Below are 18,289 nucleotides of genomic sequence, written 5' to 3' on the forward strand. Positions count from 1 at the left end.
CGATGGCGAACATGATACCATCAGAAGCTGATGACAATCAGTTGGCCTCCTCGCCAAACTGGGCAAGGTGGCTTGACCTCAGTGACCGATCGCTGGCGGCCTTGCTTCTAGCGCCGGCCGCACTGCTTCTCTCGCTGATTATTGTCTATCCGGTCGGCCGGTTGATCTATACCAGCTTTTTCAACCTGTCTCTAACATCGGGGTTGCCAGCCGAATTCGTCGGTTTCGAGAATTACCAGCTCATGATCGAAGATCCGGTATTTTGGGAAACGACCTGGAATACCGTTTTGATCACGCTCATCACCGTGCCCGGCGCTCTGGTGGTCGGTCTGTGTCTCGCACTGATGGCCAACCTTCCCTTTGTCACAAGATGGCCCGTTCGTCTGTCGCTTCTGATCCCCTGGGCGTTGCCTCTCTCGTTTGCCGGATTGATCTTTGCGTGGTTCTTCCACTCCGAATATGGTGTCGTCAACGATCTGCTCAATCGCCTGGGCTTTGAGGGCATTATCTGGTTCAATTCGCCCAACTGGGCCTTTGCAGCCATTTGCCTGACCATCGTCTGGAAAACATCATCCTTCATGGCCCTTATCCTTCTGGCGGGTCTGCAAACCATTCCGCGTTCTCTTTATGAAGCTGCGGATGTCGACGGTGCCGGTCGGCTGCGCCAGTTCTTCGAAATCACGCTACCACTGCTCAAACCCGCAATCGTCGTGGCGTTGATTTTCCGAACCATAACGGCGCTACAGACCTTTGATATTCCTTACATGATGACGGGCGGCGGGCCAGGCACATCGACTGCAACGCTTGCCATGTACATCCACCAGAATACAGTTTCGTTCCTCGATCTTGGTTATGGCTCGGCACTCGCCGTCGTGATGTTCGTGATGTCCATGTGTGTCACAGCCGTCTATCTGCGCATGATCCGAACAAAGGAGCCATTCGCATGAGCACCCAAACCGCTTCCGGCTCCATGTCCTTTCTGTCCGGTAAGCCGCTGCGTTTCATCGCCGCTGGTATTCTGCTGATCAACGGCATGTTTCCTGCATTGTGGATCCTGTTTACCTCTTTGAAGTCGGAAGCGGAGCTGACCGCAAAACCGATCACCTGGATCCCGCACGCGCCGACGCTTCAAAATTACATGCAGGCGTTTTCAGACCAGCCGCTGCATGTCTTCCTTTTCAACAGCTTCATGGTGGCGCTTTTATCAACAGCGCTGACGTTGCTGGTTTCCGTCCTCGCAGCCTATGCCTTGGCTCGGCTCAATCTCGCGTATCGTGGACTGATCCTCTCGCTCATCATCGCCGTGTCCACCTTTCCCTTGGTCACGCTTCTGGTGCCGCTTTTCGAAATCATGCGTGCGCTCAATCTCCTCAACAGCTGGACTGCGCTGGTCCTGCCTTACACGGTGTTGAGTCTGCCGGTCTGCACGTTGATGCTCGTTTCGTTCTTCGAGGGCATTCCGCGCGATCTGGAAAACGCTGCGATGATCGATGGCTGTACGCGGATGGGGGCGCTGTTCAAGATTGTGGTGCCGCTCTGCGCGCCTGGCGTCTTTACCGCCGGTATCCTTGCCTTCGTCAATGCCTGGGATGAGTTCCTGCTGGCATTGTCCTTCAACTCCAATCCAGCCCTACGCACCCTTCCGGTCGGCATTCAGCTTTACCAGGGCGAATTTGCCTTCCCTTGGCCTGTGATTTCCGCAGCCCTCGTTGTCGGTATCGTGCCTGTGGCTATTCTGATCGTCATCTTCCAGGAACGCGTCGTTTCCGGTCTGACGGCAGGCGGCATCAAGGGGTGAGGGAGTTTGCGTCGCGAACAAACGGATATCGAAGACTTTGAAAGACGATGAAATGAAACTCGAGCAGACCGAGACCGGCTTCACCTTGTCCCTCAAGGGACACACAATCCTCGATCACAACGCCGCCTCGCCTGCCATCTTTGTCGGCATCGGCCAAGAGCGCATGGATATGTACCGGGGCAATTTCGACATCGAAGACTACGTTATCGAGCGCCGCGGCCTGTCCCACACCGAAGTCGACGGCAACAGAGTTACGCTCTCCGACACTGCTGGGCAACCGCCTCGTCTCGTCCTGACGATCGTTGAAGGCGCTATCATGTTTGAAGCGACCGATCCCATGCTCAATCGTCTCTGGATCCGCATCGAAGCCGAAGACGACGAACACGTCTGGGGTGGGGGCGAGCAAATGTCCTATTTCGACATGCGTGGGCGCCGTTTTCCGCTGTGGACGTCCGAACCCGGGGTTGGCCGCGACCCGACAACGGAGATCACCTTCAAAGCCAATGTCAAAGACAAGGCCGGTGGAGATTACTACACCACCAACTACCCGCAACCGACCTATGTATCGTCGGCGCTTTACGCCCTCCACGTCGATACAACGGCTTATTCAGTCTTCGATTTTCGCAAAAGTGGCTTTCACGAAATCGAGGTGTGGGCCATACCCGACCGTATCGAGATCTTTGCGCGCACCACCTTCGTGGAACTGGTCGAGACCCTGTCCACGCGCTTCGGTCGGCAGCCACCACTTCCAGAGTGGGTTTATAACGGTGCGATCATCGGGCTCAAGGACGGCGCTAATTCCTTTACCCGCCTCAATACCATTCGCCAAGCGGGTGTGGAGGTCTCCGCCCTTTGGTGCGAGGACTGGGTTGGTCTCAGACAAACATCCTTCGGGTCCAGATTGTTCTGGGACTGGCAAGCCAACGAGACGCGATATCCTGGGCTAGGAGAGAAAATTGCAGAACTGCACGACAGCGGCATTCGCTTTCTGGGCTACGTGAACCCGTACCTTTGCGTCGATGGACCACTCTTTGCGGTCGCAGACGCCGCTGGTTACTTCGCCACGGACGGATCGGGGAAGACTGCCCTCGTGGATTTCGGAGAATTCGATTGCGGTGTCGTGGATTTCACCAATGAGGCGGCAGCCGAATGGTTCGCAGAAGAGATCATCGGCAAGAATATGCTGGATTTCGGCCTTTCCGGCTGGATGGCTGATTTTGGTGAATATCTTCCCATCGACGTCCACCTGTCGAATGGTATCGATGCCAAGATGATGCACAATGCCTGGCCGACGCTGTGGGCCGAGGTCAACGCCAAGGCGATCGCTTCGCGCGACAGGACTGGTGACGCCCTGTTCTTCATGCGCGCCGGTTTCACAGGCGTTCAGAAACATTGCCCGCTTCTTTGGGGCGGGGACCAGTCGGTTGACTTTTCACGTCACGATGGGCTGGTAACCGTCATCTGCGGAGCGCTGTCATCAGGCCTTCTCGGCAATGCCTACCACCATTCCGATATCGGCGGTTACACCAGCCTGTTCGGCAATGTCCGCACGCCGGAGCTGTTGATGCGCTGGGCTGAAATGGCGGCGTTCACGCCCGTGATGCGCACTCATGAAGGAAACCGCCCTCGCGAGAATATGCAGATTGATCAGAACCCGGAAGTCCTGTCTCATTTTGCGCGCATGACACGCGTTTACCTCTCCCTCGCACCCTATCTCAGGTCTCTGTCAGCAGAGGCGGTGGAACGCGGGTTGCCTGTACAACGCCCGCTCTTCCTGCATTACCAGGATGATCACCACACCTACACGATCCAGGATAGCTACCTCTACGGTGCAGACATGTTGATCGCGCCGGTATGGCAGGCCGCGCAAGAAACACGCATTGTCTATCTCCCCAAAGGTGAGCGCTGGGTACACATGTGGACGGGCGAGACCTTTGAGGGTGGTTCGGAGGTCGAGATCGCCGCGCCACTCGGCTACCCACCGGCTTTCTATCGATCGGGTTGCACGCACGAGGCGTTATTCGTCGCGCTCCGCGAAATTTGAACGTACATAATCGTCGCGAAGCGCACTTGCGCCGGGCGGCGAACGCCTTTTGTGATCGTTGGGGCCACCAGCGATTATCAAGGGGGTGGATAGAACGGATGCTCTTCCTCACTGTGTCTCCAGTAGACGAGCACTCCGGGTTGGATTCGTTCCGGATCGTCGGGACGATCACTGTCTCGACCTTGACTGCAATCTTCAACGAGGAAGGCGGGGAGCCTGGAGAAATGGCAACGCGCCTGATGAAAGCCATTGTCCGCTGCAGCGGGTGCGGTTGGGCGATGGACGTCAGCCATATGCGACGTCGAAAACACTTTGCCGGAAAGGATGCGGCAGGTCATGCACGCCACATTCGAAATCGACACTTGTTTTCCTGAGATTTACGACGTCGCCGAATAGGGCGTTTGGAGTCAATCGCAATGACGGCATTTGTCGCGAAGCGGAAGACGCCTTCTATCCCAAACGGTCATTGGCGACCGTATCCCAAAGGCAGCTTCGCGCCTTTAAAGCAGTCGCACAGCCATTCGTTGGTTGTTATTGAAAGTGGTCATCGTTCTCAGCAAAGTCTATTCGCTCTGCGCAAGAGGCAAACGCTGCCGCTACTCAATGAAGCGTTCTGATGGCTACGTCAGGTCGTGGAGGTCTTTGCCCAGGGCCCGCCCGAATTGCCACTCACTAAATTGGACTTCCAAGCCCGAGCGTTCGGGAGTGCAGCACATCGGGCCAACGAGATAATGATCCGCTTTTGGGAATGGACAGAGGCGAACCAAAGGCCATGTCTGCCCATCGCCGGAAGCTTGTATTCTCAAGACACCGCTCTGGACGGACACTCTTATCCAAAAATCTGACGGGTTGCCGTTATAGCGCCACGTTGCCCAGTCGGAGGTTTCATCTGTCAGCACACTGCCGAGCAAGCCATATCCGTCCGAGAACTCGATCCCAGTCTTGACCCACCGTCTTTCGTCGAGCCTGACCATGAGGCCCGCCTGGTCGTAAAGATGTTCAAACTGTGCCTGGACACGAACCTGGGCGGTGAAATCACCTCCGGCCTGGAATGCGTAGAAGTGGCCGCTATCACGCACAAAGCCATAGTGCGTCTCTCGCCAAAAATCCGTATTGGCGTCTGTTGTTACCGAAAGTTCGATATCGGAAGCATTTGATGTAACAGGCTCATTGAGCCATCGCCCATGTTTAAGACTCATCACGCGGGTCTCCTAATATGACCAGAGGACTTCTCAGCCGCATCTCGTAAAACGATCATTGCTAGAAACCCTAATTGCGACCAGCAGGCAAGGTTTGGGTGGCGTCTCGGTTCGTCGTGGGGGGGGCGCCTCGTGATGCCATACACACTGGCAGGCGGGCGGGCTGCCACAGGTGGCTGTCTTTCTCCAGCGGGAAAACCCCAGGCCGCTACGCCCGTTTGGCGAACGGATTGCAATGCACCATACGATATATTCGTTTCGTATCAACGGTCCAGTTTCAATTCCACGAGCGGCAAGTTCGCGCGCTATGTGCAGCTTAAGCCGTAGCAGATCGAGCATTGTGGCAGGGCTGGCGACCATGGCCAATGAGCCGTCACGACTGAGCGACGGCGTTGCCAAACGGGAGGTCTGACCTCGCTTGCATCTAAAAAAATAGAACAATATGGTTGAATAATTGAATTTTTGAGGTATTATTTACCAAGTTAATTTTTAAAATTAGCAATAAAAACGTTGACAATTGATTCGTAGGAATTGCTCATGCTCCTTTCTTCCTCCGCCTACCAAGACGTTAAAATGAATGAGGTCCTCGGCGAGCTGGCAAACAGGTCTAGCTTTCTGGTGCGCGAATATTTGAGATCGACACGGGAAACGCTTGAATTGATGCTCGCAAAACCCGAGTTGCTGAAGGGCATTCCGTTGAGATCCGAGCCAGGAACCTACAGTCGAAATCTTCTTCTGGGAGAGGGTGACATGAGTGTCTGGGCGATGACATGGGCGTCTGGCGCGAAAACATCCATTCACGATCATCATTGCTCGTGCTGTTTCGGCGTCCTCCAAGGCTCACTAACAGAAATTCGCTATCATTCACTCGAGGGTAACAAAGTTGTCGAGCGTGAACGCGTCGCTCGCAACGCAGGCTTCATCGATTGCCTGCTTCCAAGTGGCCCAAACATTCACATGATGGCGAATGAAAGCAGTGAAGACGTGATCTCGATCCATATTTATGGCTATGATCACATGCTTCACAAGACATCGGTTCGTCAGGAGTATGAGGTCGTGGCTGGCTGACAGGTCTTTGGGTACCCTAAACATTCGCCATATCTCGCACTCACGGTTCTATCGTGCGCTCAAAGCCTGATTTCCATCTCTGGTACGCAAAATCTGCGTAAGTCTGTTGGTGTTTTCGACTGTTTCTATAGCCGGAGAGATTGCCGATCTCGAAATAATGCCTGCACGCCTATGGTCGCCTTCAGGTAATGTGGAGCTTACCACAGCGAACCGAGCAACATTTCAAGTGCTCAACACAGGCAACCAGTGGGCTAAACCAAATGCCCTATATCGCTCTTGGACGGACGCGTACCGCTGACGCCGTGACTGGCTTGTTGGACGATGCGAACGCGGCCGCTGTAATTTGTGCTGCCGCGTAATATCATCGTCAGTTCCGATCGCAAAAATCGCCTCAGCAATGGCCTGCGCGGCCCGATGCGAGGTTTACGATGTCGGCATTTGAAAATTCCACGTCCATCTCGCTTTGCAAAGCGGACTGTAGCGCTTGCTTTGCCACGTCGATGTACCAGCTAGCCGATGGCGCACCCAACGTTTCCGCAACGCCTTGTGCGTAGGTCAGCATATTGATGAGGGTGAGAAAGTCTTCCTGGCGTTCATCAATCTCGGCGTCAGTTCTAGATAATGTCATCGAAATCTCATCGTATGTCGGTTGCGATGGATTTATTTATGCAAAGATCGGGCGTTAAGCGCGTTGCAAAACCGTTGCACACGCAGTGCGTGATTTTAATACGGCGTTTCTACCTTGTCCGAAAACTAAAAGTACATTTTCCGAAACAGTGTGGTTGCGTTGAATTGCCAATCGTCGGCCTTCACCGGCTGAAGATTTTGCCCCATTGCCTGAAGCAACTCGATGGCATCCCGCTTTTTCTGGTCTACCCAGCAAATGTCTAAAACGGGTTTGAGGGTTTCGAGGTCAATGCCAGCCAAGTGGCAGATTGTCTTCCATGTTCGTCGCTTGAAGAAGAGAGACTGCGCTGCACGAGCGAGTTTTTCGCAACGTTGTTGGTTCAGCAATCCGAGAACGGATATTTTGGCAATCGTCGCCTGAGCATTGACAAGTGGAATACTCAAGGGTGGATATCCAAGTTCTGAAGGACCATAGGTCAAGGCAACATCGGCGTCGTCCACGCGAATACCCGATACATAGTCCTCGAATATTTTACCGATTCCGATCATGCCGTAGGCGGAGCATTCTGCCGCCCGTAATGCGCCCATGCTCGCGGCGCCGAAGACTGAAATGTTCCTGGACAGAGCAAACAGCAACTCTTTGTGCCAGACAGGTGCCGCCATTTCGAACTGCCCGTCGATCAATCCGATTTTGAGTGCGCCATCCGCAATCGCCTGCATGACATCGCCTTGGCAGGCGGGTGGACGTAGTTTGACGTCTGCGGCAACGAACTCATGAGCATTCGGCAAGCTTGGCCCAACGAAAACAACGTGCATTATAAAGCCTTCGAAAGAGCACGACTGCCTAAGCGACGGTGTCGTTCTCCATCCGGATTTTCAAGCTGAGGTGCGATGACTTTCACGACACTGGCGGGCAACCATTCAGGCGCAAGATCAACGGCGTAGAGATCTTGGATACTGCAATTGTAAAGTTGCTCCAGAACCAGTTGAAGAGACAGCTCGGTGGATTTTGCACTCAGAATGGGAAGGTCGGTGAGCTTTTTGGATGGGCACGTAGCCAGCGCCGCGACAGTCATCAGGTCTGCGTGCCGGGAAAAAACATCTGGTAGCAAGTCGTCTCTTGCACCAGCGATGAACGTGATCCGAGACTGGGCGGCCTCTGTAATGGCTCTTATTGCTGCAATGGCCGGCGAAGTGGAGGCACCAGCGCCGTAAGTGATGTCAACATGGCGGATGGAGCGGGTGTTTGCTCGGTTTTTGGGACCCATCAACGCTACAATGCACGGTATCCGTAAATCCGTCGTGATGTCGAACAAGACGATATCCAGACCCGCATGTGAGATTTTGGCCAGTGCGTTCCGCAGTGTTGGTTCCGCAATCGCATTCGTGTCGATGGATGATGTGTATCGTTTTGTTGCCGGAGTCGCATGCCACAGCGTCAGCGCGTCACGCTCCACCCTTTCCAGCAAACCGTGGAGCACGGCTTCGTCACGCGTATTGCCGGAGGCGAGGCCATCGGACGATTGCCAATATCGTGGCGATGTCACGGTCCGGTCGAGATGCACAGCATCGAACGGTACCCATATCTCGTGGCCCGTCAACAGATGCTGAGCGCGTGCCCAATTGATATCTTCGCTTGGTGATACCGGCTTTGCGTGCGGCGAGAGCAGACTTTCGAGGGTATCCGTGGCGTGTCCGGAAGCTTGCAACGTCTGCCGGCTCGTAACGAGCAACTGGCAAGCTGGATTTGTCGCCACCGATCGCTCGATTGCCTCCATCGCAGCCGATGTTTTCGCGGCATTGTCATCCATACCCTTACCTTGGGCGATAACGATTGCTTTTGCATTCGGGGAAAATGCGCACCAGACAGGAATACCGATATCATCGAGATCCGTCTGCCGGCCCAATCTGGTGATGCCGAGCCGACGAAGAAAAGGCGAAACCCTTTCAAGGGTTTCGCCCGCAGAACACGCGCGATAATTATCGAGTTGCAAGATCAGCCGTTATCTTCGTGAATGCCGCCTGCACCCAAGGTGTCAGCAGAAGCCGAGATCGCGAAATTGACACCCTTGGTTATCGCAACACCCGATGCACGCAGGGATGCCGCCTTTTCCAGCTCCCCGGTCAAGGGTTCTTTGACGGCGGTGATCGTGCCAGATTGAAAATCCACCAGCCAAAGACCCTCTTCACCCTCAATCCCCAGAATAACTGCTTGTGCCATAGAATCCCTTGCCTAAAATCCGGCCCGCTTGAGGCCGTCTCGATACAATTCGGTCTGCCATTGCTCCTTGTGGGGAATGACAGCCAGCCAGCGCTCCAAATCAAAATTCGGATTGTCTTCAAAGACTTTTGCACGATAAGCGCGAGCCTTATCAACCTCTCCCAGCATGCCGCAAGAGGCCGCAGCAAGCCGGGACGCCGCCCGCTTGTTGCTCATTTTGTCGATATAAGCCAGCGCCTGATCATAGTCCTGTAAAAAGTAGCTGGCACCTGCTGCCGTCCAAAAATAGATATCCGGCGATATGGGATTGAGAGAGATTGCATGGTTGATTTTGATCATCGCACTGGCGGGATCGCTGGCATGGATCAGACTGTCGGCATGACTGGCCAGTACATCGGCATATTGCGGGCTGAGGCTTTCAGCCTGTGAAAGCGCGGCTAGGCTCTCATCGATATTTCCCATGAAAAGGCGGCTCACACCCAGCTCCTTGAACCCGCTGGCAAATTCGCCGTTTTCCTTGATGGCGCAGTCGGCAAAATACTGCGCTTTCGCGAGGAGTTCGTCATCGCACCTCGCCGTCACCAACCACTCCATGGTGAGTGTGCGCGACATGGCCGCAAGCGCTTCGGGCAGGTCATTCCCATGCTCCAGCGCTTCTTTGAAGTATTTTCGGGCACGTCGGATCGAGGGAAGGCTGACGCTGGAAAGAGTTTGCAGACCTTTGAGATAGAGGAAGTAAGCCTCGGGCCTGCGCGAAAAATCGCCGACTGCGCCCTGATGCAAACCTATTCTGGACATCAATTCGCGCTGGATTGCCAGCGCGATCGTTTCCCGATGGGATGCGATCAAGAAAGGAGCTAATTCGAAACGGTCTGCCCAGATGATTTCCTCAGTCGGTGTGAAAATCAGCTGGAAGAACAGTTGGTTGTCAGTTCGCCTGCTGTCGAGTGCATAAACGACATTGTGCTTCTCGAGCACGGCGGCCTTGTCTTTCGATGCCTGTATACGCTCTGACGTGTAGGGTGCGACAACCGAAACCAGATGGCTGCTGCAAAGCCCAATCGTCAAATCTTCTATCAATGCATTTGCAATCGATCCATCCCGGCTCGCCTCTTTAGACGTGTGAGGAGGAAGGAGAGCAATACGGGGCTGCACCGCTTGGTTCGCAGCGCTTTGTTCCTTCACCGCCAGTAGACGTGGCGTGGACACGATTATCTGCGTGCCAAGCCCCGACGACAGTTGCTGTCTGACATCGTCATCCTGGGGGTTCGCTTCAAGCAGAAGGACTGCGGCGCGTTTCAGGTCTGCACTGGCTGCGGACCGCAACGCTGGAGAGCCGGAAATGTCCATGAACAATGAGCGAAGTGTACTCAAAAGCCGCAATCGAACATCTCTGACCCACATGTCGAGCGCTGTCTTTCCTTCGCCAACAGACGGGAGAAATTGCATGGCGACAGCACCACAGGCTGCGTGAAGGCGCTCCCGCGGCTCAGATATTGTCATGAAGCCAAGGTCGCAGGCCACCGTTTTCCGGTTCAGGGACAGGGCGTTGGTGTCGGCAATGATCAGAGGGGCAGGGGCATTCGTCGTCGCGAGCCCAAAACGTCGCAAAGTCGAACGCAGATTTGTCAGCGCCGCCTCGCCGTTGCCGGGCCATAAAAGATTGGCGACATCACGTCGTGCAACCGGTCTGCCAATATCAAAAAGATAGGAACAGATGAGCAAGGCCTGGGTGGAGACGTTTACGACGTTTCCGCTCTCATCTTCCACAGTGCAACGGCCCAATGTGGCCAATCGAAAAACCATGTCAGTTAGTTCACTGGAGTTACGAAGATTTCTTTGGTTTTCGGAGCGTCTGTCTCGGCGTTCATGCCCAGTGACTGGACGAGTTCGAGAACGCGACGGCGAACGTGAGCGTCCTCTATGGCAGAAAACGCCTTTGCAAGGGATCTGCCTTCTTTCGAATTCAGGAACTGGGACAGGGCATTCGGCACCGCCACCGTTCTGTCGTTTCCTGCGTCAGGAACGCCTTCAAAGAAATAGGAAATATGAACATCCAGCAGTTCCGAGATATGCTGTAACCGGCTGGCACCAACCCGATTTGTGCCCTTCTCATACTTTTGGACCTGCTGGAATGTGATTCCAAGTCCGTCACCCAGTTTTTCCTGGCTCAGGCCCAGCATGACGCGACGCATGCGAATACGCGAGCCCACATGTATATCGATTGAGTTGGGTGACTTTTTCATGATGATTCGAAACTCCAGAGCATAAGACTTTACCTAATGATTGCCGGAATCTTTAACTGTTCGCAATCGGTGATTGGCGCGTGGTCGATCAGGACGGGTATTGTAGTCGATGTACTTGTGCAAAGCCGCGGCGATACCAAGGCTGTCATGCATCTGATGCGACAGATTCTCAAGGTGAAGGATATGCGCCGCGTGTTATGATTACCGACAGGCCGCTGTCTTACGGCGCCGCGAAGAGCGACGTTATGGCCGGGGTAGGCAAATCCAGCGTAGGATTTATGTTCGTCCGAGACGCTCAAGCAGAGTGTCTATTTGCTGCGAACTCGGCACTTCCGGCGGGTGGTCCAGCTTTGCACTCTGTCTGTACGCAGGGCTTGTCGAATACCACTCGATCAATGCGGCAGCCACTTCGATGGCACGTGGATCGTTTTTTTCGACATTATTTTCTTCGCACCAGGCTGTGTGAAATCGATTGATCTCTTCCAAATCCACAGATGACAGTACGGATGGAGGGTGGTTCGAATAATGCGTATCCATTTGGCACCGGATTTGAGCAGCTTCTGGTAGTGGAGACACAACAACTTTGTGAGCACTTTGTTCCCGCGTGGGAACATTGCGTCTCATACCTTTCAATTAAATCATATTGCATGGATTAAACGGCCTCGCTCAAGGATCAGTCGGCTGTCATGCAACGTGACGTCGTGCTGGTGTATTTCAGGTGAGCGTCCTACCGATGTTGAGCTTCGCGATTGTGGCCACGCCGAGCCTTGTAATATCGCTTCTTGCAGCTTTGCGTCAGAGATGTTGCATGCGGAAAGCACCGGCGCAGAAGAAAGAGCAAGGAAAGGTCCTGCAGCAAAAGCTGCCGTTCTAACGATGGTCATATAATAGGTTCGATCGGCGGTTTTTTTGCTTCGACCTCGTGGTGTAAAGCGCGTAGTCCGAAAAGAGCACACCGCGTGACGCTCCCATCATGCTATCAGGACGAGCTATGTCTTATTTTGTTCCACTTTCCACAGTGGTTTGTTCTGCTGTAGTATAATTTTATCGACGAATTCTAGCTATCATTTTGAATTATATAAAGAGTATTTATCTACATGAGATTGAATGGCGCCAATGGTGCAGCTTTTGAGTTAAGTCTTTTTTCAGTTGCGACCAATGCAGTGCGCTCAAAGCGTCTATGAGAGAAGCAAGCTGCTATTTGCGGCAGTAAAAATCAGTGGAGGCGTGCTGTTTTCCAGGGTCAGTCTTTATGGTTTACTACATAATGTTATTGAAACATTGATTGCTAAATCAACGTCCTCGCGTATTCCATAGCCATGGTTTGGTCAAATATGATTCGGTATGCTTGCGGCCTTGCCAGCATCGGTAGGGTGGCGGGTGCGGCAGCGAAAAACAGCGCTGCCTTTGTTCTATTGTCTGGTATGGCCGTGGTGCTGTCGGGATGTAATAATCCTGGAGGCGTCAGGCCTTCCGGCGCGCCTAAGATGCTGCCGCCGGAAGAGGCGCTCATTTTTCCTCCTCCCGGTGGCCCCGAAGTGATCGGTGTCATCAGCCGAACCTTTTCCAATGCCGTTCAGCAGGAGGTTCTCTTGCGCGCCGATGCCCGGACGCCGGGGCAGAATTTCCTCAAGATCGAACTTTTCGGGCCGCAGCGCGCCGAAGATACGGGCAAGGACGGATTGTCCAGCGGCAGCTTGCGAGCGTCGACCATTTCGCGCGAGATTCGATCCGCTTTCCCTGGTGCCAGTCTGGCGACCTCCGCCGAATATTTGCAGAATGCCTATGGCGCGTTTTCCTATGCATCCGGCAAGGGCTCGAGCGATGACATGTGTATCTACGCATGGCAACATATTCGCTCGCCAGAAGATATGCGGCAGGGTTTCAAGAACCTTGGGCGCATCAATGTCACGCTGCGGCTTTGCCAGTCAGGTGTCACCGCGCGAGATTTGCTGACTGTCATGTACAATTACACCATTACGGGCAGCTATGATGCAGAGGGCTGGAACCCTTACGGTACGGCGCAGAAGCCGCCGGATGGTATGGGGCGCTCGGGCAATCCGATCTATCCGGTTACGGCAAATGACAATCCCATGCAGCCTGGACTTCAAACGCCGTCTCGACAGCCTGTTCAAGAGAGCCGTCCTGTAGCGCGTGCAGCTGTGGCGCAGCCGCAACGGTTACTACAGCCGATCTCCAATCCGGCACCGTCGCGCGTGGTCATTCCGTCGCCATCCGCTGTGTCTCCTACACCCGCTCGCCCGGATGATGTGTCGAGACAGGGCGAGCGTGCGCCAACGAAACGTGTCGTCATCCCGTCACCCGACTGTGCGACTTCAGGGCGGGGTGCCCAGGGATGTACGTAACCAGTTTAAGGTCATGCTGTCCAAATGCGTGTCGACGCGTGATGGCTACAGGGCTGTAACTCTTTAATTTGAGGCATGTGGCCTCTCGTCGAATTGAAAGCAAGGTTTGCAGATGAGCAAGGCCATCTCCGTCATCGTCTGGGTGCTCGTCTCGGTCTGCGTTTTGGTCATCGTGACTTTGCCGGTCAGCTTGCAGACCCATCTGATTGCCACCGCGATTTCGCTGGTGCTGCTGGCCACGATCAAATCGCTGAACGGAAAAGGCGCGTGGCGACTGATCGGCCTCGGTTTCGGCACGGCGATTGTGTTGCGCTACGTTTACTGGCGCACCACCAGCACCCTGCCGCCGATCAACCAGCTTGAAAACTTCATTCCCGGCTTTTTGCTGTATCTGGCGGAAATGTACAGCGTGTTAATGCTGGCTTTAAGCCTCGTGATCGTGTCAATGCCGCTGCCATCACGAAAGTCGCGACCCGGTTCACCCGGCTATCTGCCAACGGTCGATATATTCGTGCCGACCTATAACGAGGACGCCGTCCTGCTTGCCAACACGCTTGCGGCTGCCAAGAATATCGACTACCCCGCAGACAAGTTCACTGTCTGGCTTTTGGATGATGGCGGCACGGTCCAGAAACGGAATGCCTCCAACGTGTTGGAAGCGCAGGCAGCCGCACGCCGCCACGAAGAGCTGAAGCAGCTCTGTGCCGATCTGGGCGTTAATTATCTGACCCGTGGTCGCAATGCGCATGCAAAGGCTGGAAATCTGAACAATGGCCTCGAGCATTCTACCGGTGAACTCATCACCGTGTTCGATGCGGATCATGCGCCCGCTCGCGATTTCCTTCTCGAAACGGTGGGATATTTTGAAGAGGACGACAGGCTTTTCCTTGTCCAGACTCCGCACTTCTTCCTCAACCCAGATCCGATCGAGCGAAATCTGCGCACATTCGAGACGATGCCAAGTGAAAATGAGATGTTTTACGGCATCATTCAACGTGGTCTGGACAAGTGGAACGGCGCGTTCTTTTGCGGTTCTGCAGCTGTCTTGCGCCGCCTTGCGCTGAAAGAAACCAACGGATTCAGCGGCGTCAGCATTACGGAAGATTGCGAAACAGCGCTCGCCCTCCATTCACGCGGCTGGCATAGCCTCTATGTCGACAAACCGTTGATCGCAGGGCTCCAGCCAGCGACCTTCGCCAGCTTCATAGGCCAGCGAAGCCGCTGGGCGCAAGGAATGATGCAGATTCTGATCTTTCGCCAACCGCTGTTTCGTCGAGGACTCTCGTTCACGCAGCGTCTTTGCTATATGTCATCGACGCTGTTCTGGCTGTTTCCTTTCCCACGGACAATCTTTCTGTTTGCGCCGTTGTTCTATCTGTTTTTCGATCTTCAGATTTTCGTCGCGTCCGGCGGCGAGTTCCTGGCCTACACGGCGGCATACATGCTCGTGAACCTGATGATGCAGAATTTTCTCTACGGCAGTTTCCGATGGCCTTGGATATCTGAGCTCTATGAATATGTGCAGACTGTGCATCTTCTGCCCGCTGTCGTTTCGGTGATCTTCAATCCCTCGAAACCCACCTTCAAGGTCACGGCCAAAGATGAGTCAATCAGCGAGGCCCGTCTTTCCGAAATCAGCCGGCCATTCTTCGTGATCTTTGGTGTGCTTGTGATCGCCATGATTTTCGCGATCTATCGCATTTACGCAGAGCCCTATAAGGCCGATGTGACGCTGGTGGTGGGTGGCTGGAACCTGCTCAATATCATCTTCGCGGGCTGCGCACTCGGCGTTGTGTCGGAGCGGAGTGAAAAATCCGCGTCGCGTCGCGTTACCGTGAAGCGGCGCTGCGAACTGCAAGTTGGCGATAGCGACGCGTGGTTGCCTGCGACCGTGGAAAACGTCTCCGTGCACGGCATGCTCATTCACATTTTTGATTCCGGGCTGGTTCCCGTTGAAAAGGGAACGACCGCCACCATTCGCGTCAAGCCGCATAGCGAAGGCGTGCCGGAAACGATGGGTATCAACATCGTTCGCTCCGTCAAGCAGGATGGTTTTATCTCGGTGGGTAGCACATTCTCGCCCCAGAAGGCGGTGGATCACCGGCTGATCGCGGATCTCATTTTTGCCAACTCGGAGCAGTGGAGTGAGATTCAACGCGTTCGCAGAAAAAATCCAGGCCTCATCAAGGGCACGGTGACGTTCATGGTCATCGCGATCTTCCAGACGCAACGCGGCCTCTATTATTTCTTCCGTTCCCTCAAACCGGAACGGCAAACGAAGCCGGCATTGGGAGCGCCGAAACCATGAGAAAGTCGCTCCTTTCCGCCATATGTCTCGTGTCCATTTCAACCATCGCCCTCGCGCAATCGACGCCCTTCGACATGTCGCCGGAAAAGCCAGCGGCGCTGCCGATCCCAGCGCCCGTTGCGCCAGCCCCGCCGGTCCAGAAACCCGCGACAGAAGTGCCCGCCGTGCCAATTCCTGCGCCAGGTGCTGCGGCATCGCCGAGAGCTGTGACCCCTGCCATCTCGGACGACGCCGATGACCGTCGCCGCTACATCCTGCCCTTTCAAGACCTCAGCCTCACCGGTGAAATGGATCAACGTCAATGGACGCTCTATTTGACGCCGGAGCAGGCCAAGGCAGCGGTATCGCTGACGATCGGCTATCAGAACGCGATTGTCGTTGCGCCGGAAAGTTCCAACCTCGAAGTTTCCGTCAACAACATACCTCTGGAGCGAAAAACCGTTTCTTCGCCGGACGCTCAGGGCAATGTTACCATGGCCATTCCACCCGATGCGCTTCAGGCTGGCGCCAACGTCATTTCATTGGGCGTACAACAGCGCCACCGCACCGACTGCACGATACAGTCAACATACGATCTCTGGACCGATGTCAGCCCCGCCAGCACCTATATTACGTTCAACGGCGATGTCGGCAACCGGTTCAGTACGATTGACGACATCCAGGCGACGGGCGCCGATCTTGCTGGTCTGACGGCGATCAATATCGTTGCACCGGGCCTCACGAACCCGGTGTCTGCCCAGCCACTCCTCAAGCTTGCCCAAGCCCTTGCTCTTCGCACGCAGATGCCGAACCAGCAGGTGACGTTCAGTACGAGTTTGCCCAGAGAGCAAACGGCCGGAACCTTGACGGTTCTTGCTGGCACGGCACGCGAAATTGCCGCCGCCACGCGGGCGGTGCCACCGGAGGCCCTGTCAGGTCCCTATGCGGGGTTTGAGAGCAACATTATCAATGGTGTATCGGCGCTCATCGTCGGTGGTCCGACGCCGCAGGCAATGCAGCTTGCCATCGACCAACTGACCGCATCGGTCGAGCGCCCGACAGGCGCAGCCCGCGCGACGCTTTCAACAAAGGCATGGCATACGCCGGACGCGCCGCTGGTCATGTCCGATCGTCGTATCTCGCTTTCTGCGCTCGGCGTGAAAAGCAGCGAATTCTCCGGCCGACGCTTCCGCACCGATTTTACCATTGGTACGCCAGCAGATTTTTACGCTTCGGCCTATGGTGAAGCGACCTTGCTTTTGGATGCCGCCTACTCGAACGAGGTTTTGCCCGGTAGCCACATCGATGTTTACGTCAATGGTAATATCGCCTCGACGGTGCCGGTGTCGAACCGCGGCGGCGGTATTTTCAGGCATCTACCGATCAACGTCACCCTGCGCCATTTCGTGCCGGGCGTGAATACGATTGCCATCGAAGCCGTGTTGATGACGCAGGCAGATACAGCCTGCCTGCCGGGTGCACCAGCAAACCAGACACCGCGTTTCGCGCTGTTCGATACGACTGAACTTCATATCCCCAATTACGCGATGATCGGTCGAGCGCCCGATCTCGCCGCGACGAACGGTGTTGGCCAGCCCTATCGTGAGGGCGGTCAACCTGTCGCCATATGGCTGGAGCGGGTGGACACCGATACCATGTCGGCTGCAGCCACGTTTCTCAGCCGTCTGGCCCTTGCGGGCGGACAACCTATTCCTGTGGAACTCGTCGCAACACCGGGCGCCGTTGGTGAGCGAAACGCCCTGTTCTTCGGAACGCTGACGCAGATGCCGCAGGCCTTGATCAGTCAGCTCGATCTCGCGCCTGCAAGTCAGGTTGCCTGGCGGGAGAGCGGCAGCGCCGCTCAACCTGCACAGACGGATCAGCTTTTCAATGACTGGCGGGAACGCGTCGATGGCGGTGTCTGGCAGGGGCAGATTTCGTCCTTTGAGGAATGGATGAAGCGCAACTTCGACATCAGTTCTGAGACGCTGCGCTTTCTTCCCGGTGCCGAGCAGATTTATACACCGCCAGGTAATGTCTCGTTCATGCTCGCGCAGGGTTTGAGCCCTGGCGGCGAGGGTGTCTGGACCATGGCCACCGCACCGACGTCTGCAGATTTGCGGACCGGCATGGCCGCGATGGTCGAACAGAAACGCTGGAATGCACTGGGTGGACGCATCGCTACCTATGATGCAGCCGCCGACAAGGTGGAGACGATCGCTGCCGAACAGCCCAGCTTCATCATCACCCGTCCGTTCTCCTTTTCGAACTGGCGGTTGATCGCGGCGAATTGGCTATCGACCAACACGCTTTCTTATTCTGTGGTTTTCATTGGGTTTCTCACGCTGTTGGGATGTGTGACATTCCTGATGCTGCGTGGCATGGGGCGACAAAAATGAGATATGCGTGCTGCCTCCTGTCCAAAACCCTGGT

The 18,289-nt window shown here is 55.1% G+C and carries 14 protein-coding genes and 1 pseudogene; 8 read left to right on the forward strand and 7 right to left on the reverse strand.

The window, feature by feature from the left end; genetic code table 11:
• Nucleotides 1–11 precede the first annotated feature (11 nt).
• From GGQ73_RS02310 to GGQ73_RS02320, 3 genes are read left to right on the forward strand one after another with little or no spacing between them, the layout of a single operon-like run.
• Complete coding sequence (locus tag GGQ73_RS02310; RefSeq protein WP_183893781.1) at nt 12–947, forward strand: carbohydrate ABC transporter permease; 936 nt, start codon at nt 12–14, stop codon at nt 945–947.
• A complete protein-coding gene (locus tag GGQ73_RS02315) occupies nt 944–1,798 on the forward strand; it encodes a carbohydrate ABC transporter permease (protein ID WP_174154685.1) in 855 nt (284 codons plus the stop codon). The genes GGQ73_RS02310 and GGQ73_RS02315 overlap by 4 nt, the downstream gene beginning before the upstream one ends.
• Nucleotides 1,799–1,850: 52 nt before the next feature.
• Nucleotides 1,851–3,842, forward strand: coding sequence for an alpha-glucosidase (locus tag GGQ73_RS02320; RefSeq protein ID WP_183893641.1), 1,992 nt, complete (start codon nt 1,851–1,853; stop codon nt 3,840–3,842).
• 620 nt (nt 3,843–4,462) lie between these two features.
• Here GGQ73_RS02320 and GGQ73_RS02325 read toward each other — a convergent pair.
• Complete coding sequence (locus GGQ73_RS02325) at nt 4,463–5,041, reverse strand: DUF1349 domain-containing protein (RefSeq protein ID WP_183893643.1); 579 nt, start codon at nt 5,039–5,041, stop codon at nt 4,463–4,465.
• 537 nt (nt 5,042–5,578) lie between these two features.
• Between GGQ73_RS02325 and GGQ73_RS02330 the strand changes: the two genes are divergently transcribed.
• Nucleotides 5,579–6,109: a cysteine dioxygenase gene (locus tag GGQ73_RS02330; RefSeq protein WP_183893645.1), complete on the forward strand. Its 531-nt coding sequence runs from the start codon at nt 5,579–5,581 to the stop codon at nt 6,107–6,109.
• Between the two features lie 391 nt (nt 6,110–6,500).
• Here the strand turns inward: GGQ73_RS02330 and GGQ73_RS02335 are convergent, their stop codons facing one another.
• From GGQ73_RS02335 to GGQ73_RS02360, 6 genes are all read right to left on the reverse strand, one after another.
• Complete coding sequence (locus GGQ73_RS02335) at nt 6,501–6,737, reverse strand: hypothetical protein (RefSeq protein ID WP_183893647.1); 237 nt, start codon at nt 6,735–6,737, stop codon at nt 6,501–6,503.
• 125 nt (nt 6,738–6,862) lie between these two features.
• Entirely contained in the window at nt 6,863–7,552 is a 690-nt protein-coding gene (locus GGQ73_RS02340) for a TfuA-like protein (protein ID WP_183893649.1), read from the reverse strand.
• Nucleotides 7,552–8,730, reverse strand: a complete 1,179-nt coding sequence (locus GGQ73_RS02345) for a YcaO-like family protein (RefSeq protein WP_183893651.1) — start codon at nt 8,728–8,730, stop codon at nt 7,552–7,554. The genes GGQ73_RS02340 and GGQ73_RS02345 overlap by 1 nt, the downstream gene beginning before the upstream one ends.
• A gap of 2 nt (nt 8,731–8,732) precedes the next feature.
• Nucleotides 8,733–8,957, reverse strand: a complete 225-nt coding sequence (locus tag GGQ73_RS02350; protein ID WP_174154670.1) for a hypothetical protein — start codon at nt 8,955–8,957, stop codon at nt 8,733–8,735.
• Nucleotides 8,958–8,969: 12 nt separating this feature from the next.
• Entirely contained in the window at nt 8,970–10,763 is a 1,794-nt protein-coding gene (locus GGQ73_RS02355) for a hypothetical protein (protein WP_183893653.1), read from the reverse strand.
• A 5-nt stretch (nt 10,764–10,768) separates the two neighbouring features.
• Nucleotides 10,769–11,203, reverse strand: coding sequence for a helix-turn-helix domain-containing protein (locus GGQ73_RS02360; protein ID WP_174154665.1), 435 nt, complete (start codon nt 11,201–11,203; stop codon nt 10,769–10,771).
• A gap of 74 nt (nt 11,204–11,277) precedes the next feature.
• Between GGQ73_RS02360 and GGQ73_RS23425 the strand changes: the two are divergent.
• The 4 genes and pseudogenes from GGQ73_RS23425 to GGQ73_RS02375 all read left to right on the forward strand — a co-directional run.
• Nucleotides 11,278–11,460: pseudogene (locus GGQ73_RS23425) on the forward strand (DDE-type integrase/transposase/recombinase); the annotation flags it as partial.
• Between the two features lie 1,077 nt (nt 11,461–12,537).
• On the forward strand, nt 12,538–13,569 hold the full coding sequence (bcsN, locus tag GGQ73_RS02365) for a cellulose biosynthesis protein BcsN (protein ID WP_327786284.1): 1,032 nt from the start codon (nt 12,538–12,540) through the stop codon (nt 13,567–13,569).
• Nucleotides 13,570–13,681: 112 nt separating this feature from the next.
• Nucleotides 13,682–15,877, forward strand: coding sequence for a UDP-forming cellulose synthase catalytic subunit (gene bcsA, locus GGQ73_RS02370; RefSeq protein WP_183893655.1), 2,196 nt, complete (start codon nt 13,682–13,684; stop codon nt 15,875–15,877).
• Nucleotides 15,874–18,255, forward strand: coding sequence for a cellulose biosynthesis cyclic di-GMP-binding regulatory protein BcsB (locus tag GGQ73_RS02375; protein ID WP_183893657.1), 2,382 nt, complete (start codon nt 15,874–15,876; stop codon nt 18,253–18,255). Before bcsA ends, GGQ73_RS02375 begins: the two co-directional genes overlap by 4 nt.
• Nucleotides 18,256–18,289: the final 34 nt, after the last annotated feature.

The sequence above is a fragment of the Rhizobium skierniewicense genome (assembly GCF_014196515.1).
Classification (GTDB): Bacteria; Pseudomonadota; Alphaproteobacteria; order Rhizobiales; family Rhizobiaceae; genus Agrobacterium; species Agrobacterium skierniewicense.

Bases quoted from the DNA above. Each gene is read 5' to 3' on its own strand.
- GGQ73_RS02310 (WP_183893781.1), top strand. From the start codon at position 12: ATGATACCATCAGAAGCTGATGACAATCAGTTGGCCTCCTCGCCAAAC.
- GGQ73_RS02315 (WP_174154685.1), top strand. From the start codon at position 944: ATGAGCACCCAAACCGCTTCCGGCTCCATGTCCTTTCTGTCCGGTAAG.
- GGQ73_RS02320 (WP_183893641.1), top strand. From the start codon at position 1,851: ATGAAACTCGAGCAGACCGAGACCGGCTTCACCTTGTCCCTCAAGGGA.
- GGQ73_RS02325 (WP_183893643.1), bottom strand. From the start codon at position 5,041: ATGAGTCTTAAACATGGGCGATGGCTCAATGAGCCTGTTACATCAAAT.
- GGQ73_RS02330 (WP_183893645.1), top strand. From the start codon at position 5,579: ATGCTCCTTTCTTCCTCCGCCTACCAAGACGTTAAAATGAATGAGGTC.
- GGQ73_RS02335 (WP_183893647.1), bottom strand. From the start codon at position 6,737: ATGACATTATCTAGAACTGACGCCGAGATTGATGAACGCCAGGAAGAC.
- GGQ73_RS02340 (WP_183893649.1), bottom strand. From the start codon at position 7,552: ATGCACGTTGTTTTCGTTGGGCCAAGCTTGCCGAATGCTCATGAGTTC.
- GGQ73_RS02350 (WP_174154670.1), bottom strand. From the start codon at position 8,957: ATGGCACAAGCAGTTATTCTGGGGATTGAGGGTGAAGAGGGTCTTTGG.
- GGQ73_RS02355 (WP_183893653.1), bottom strand. From the start codon at position 10,763: ATGGTTTTTCGATTGGCCACATTGGGCCGTTGCACTGTGGAAGATGAG.
- GGQ73_RS02360 (WP_174154665.1), bottom strand. From the start codon at position 11,203: ATGAAAAAGTCACCCAACTCAATCGATATACATGTGGGCTCGCGTATT.
- bcsN (WP_327786284.1), top strand. From the start codon at position 12,538: ATGATTCGGTATGCTTGCGGCCTTGCCAGCATCGGTAGGGTGGCGGGT.
- bcsA (WP_183893655.1), top strand. From the start codon at position 13,682: ATGAGCAAGGCCATCTCCGTCATCGTCTGGGTGCTCGTCTCGGTCTGC.
- GGQ73_RS02375 (WP_183893657.1), top strand. From the start codon at position 15,874: ATGAGAAAGTCGCTCCTTTCCGCCATATGTCTCGTGTCCATTTCAACC.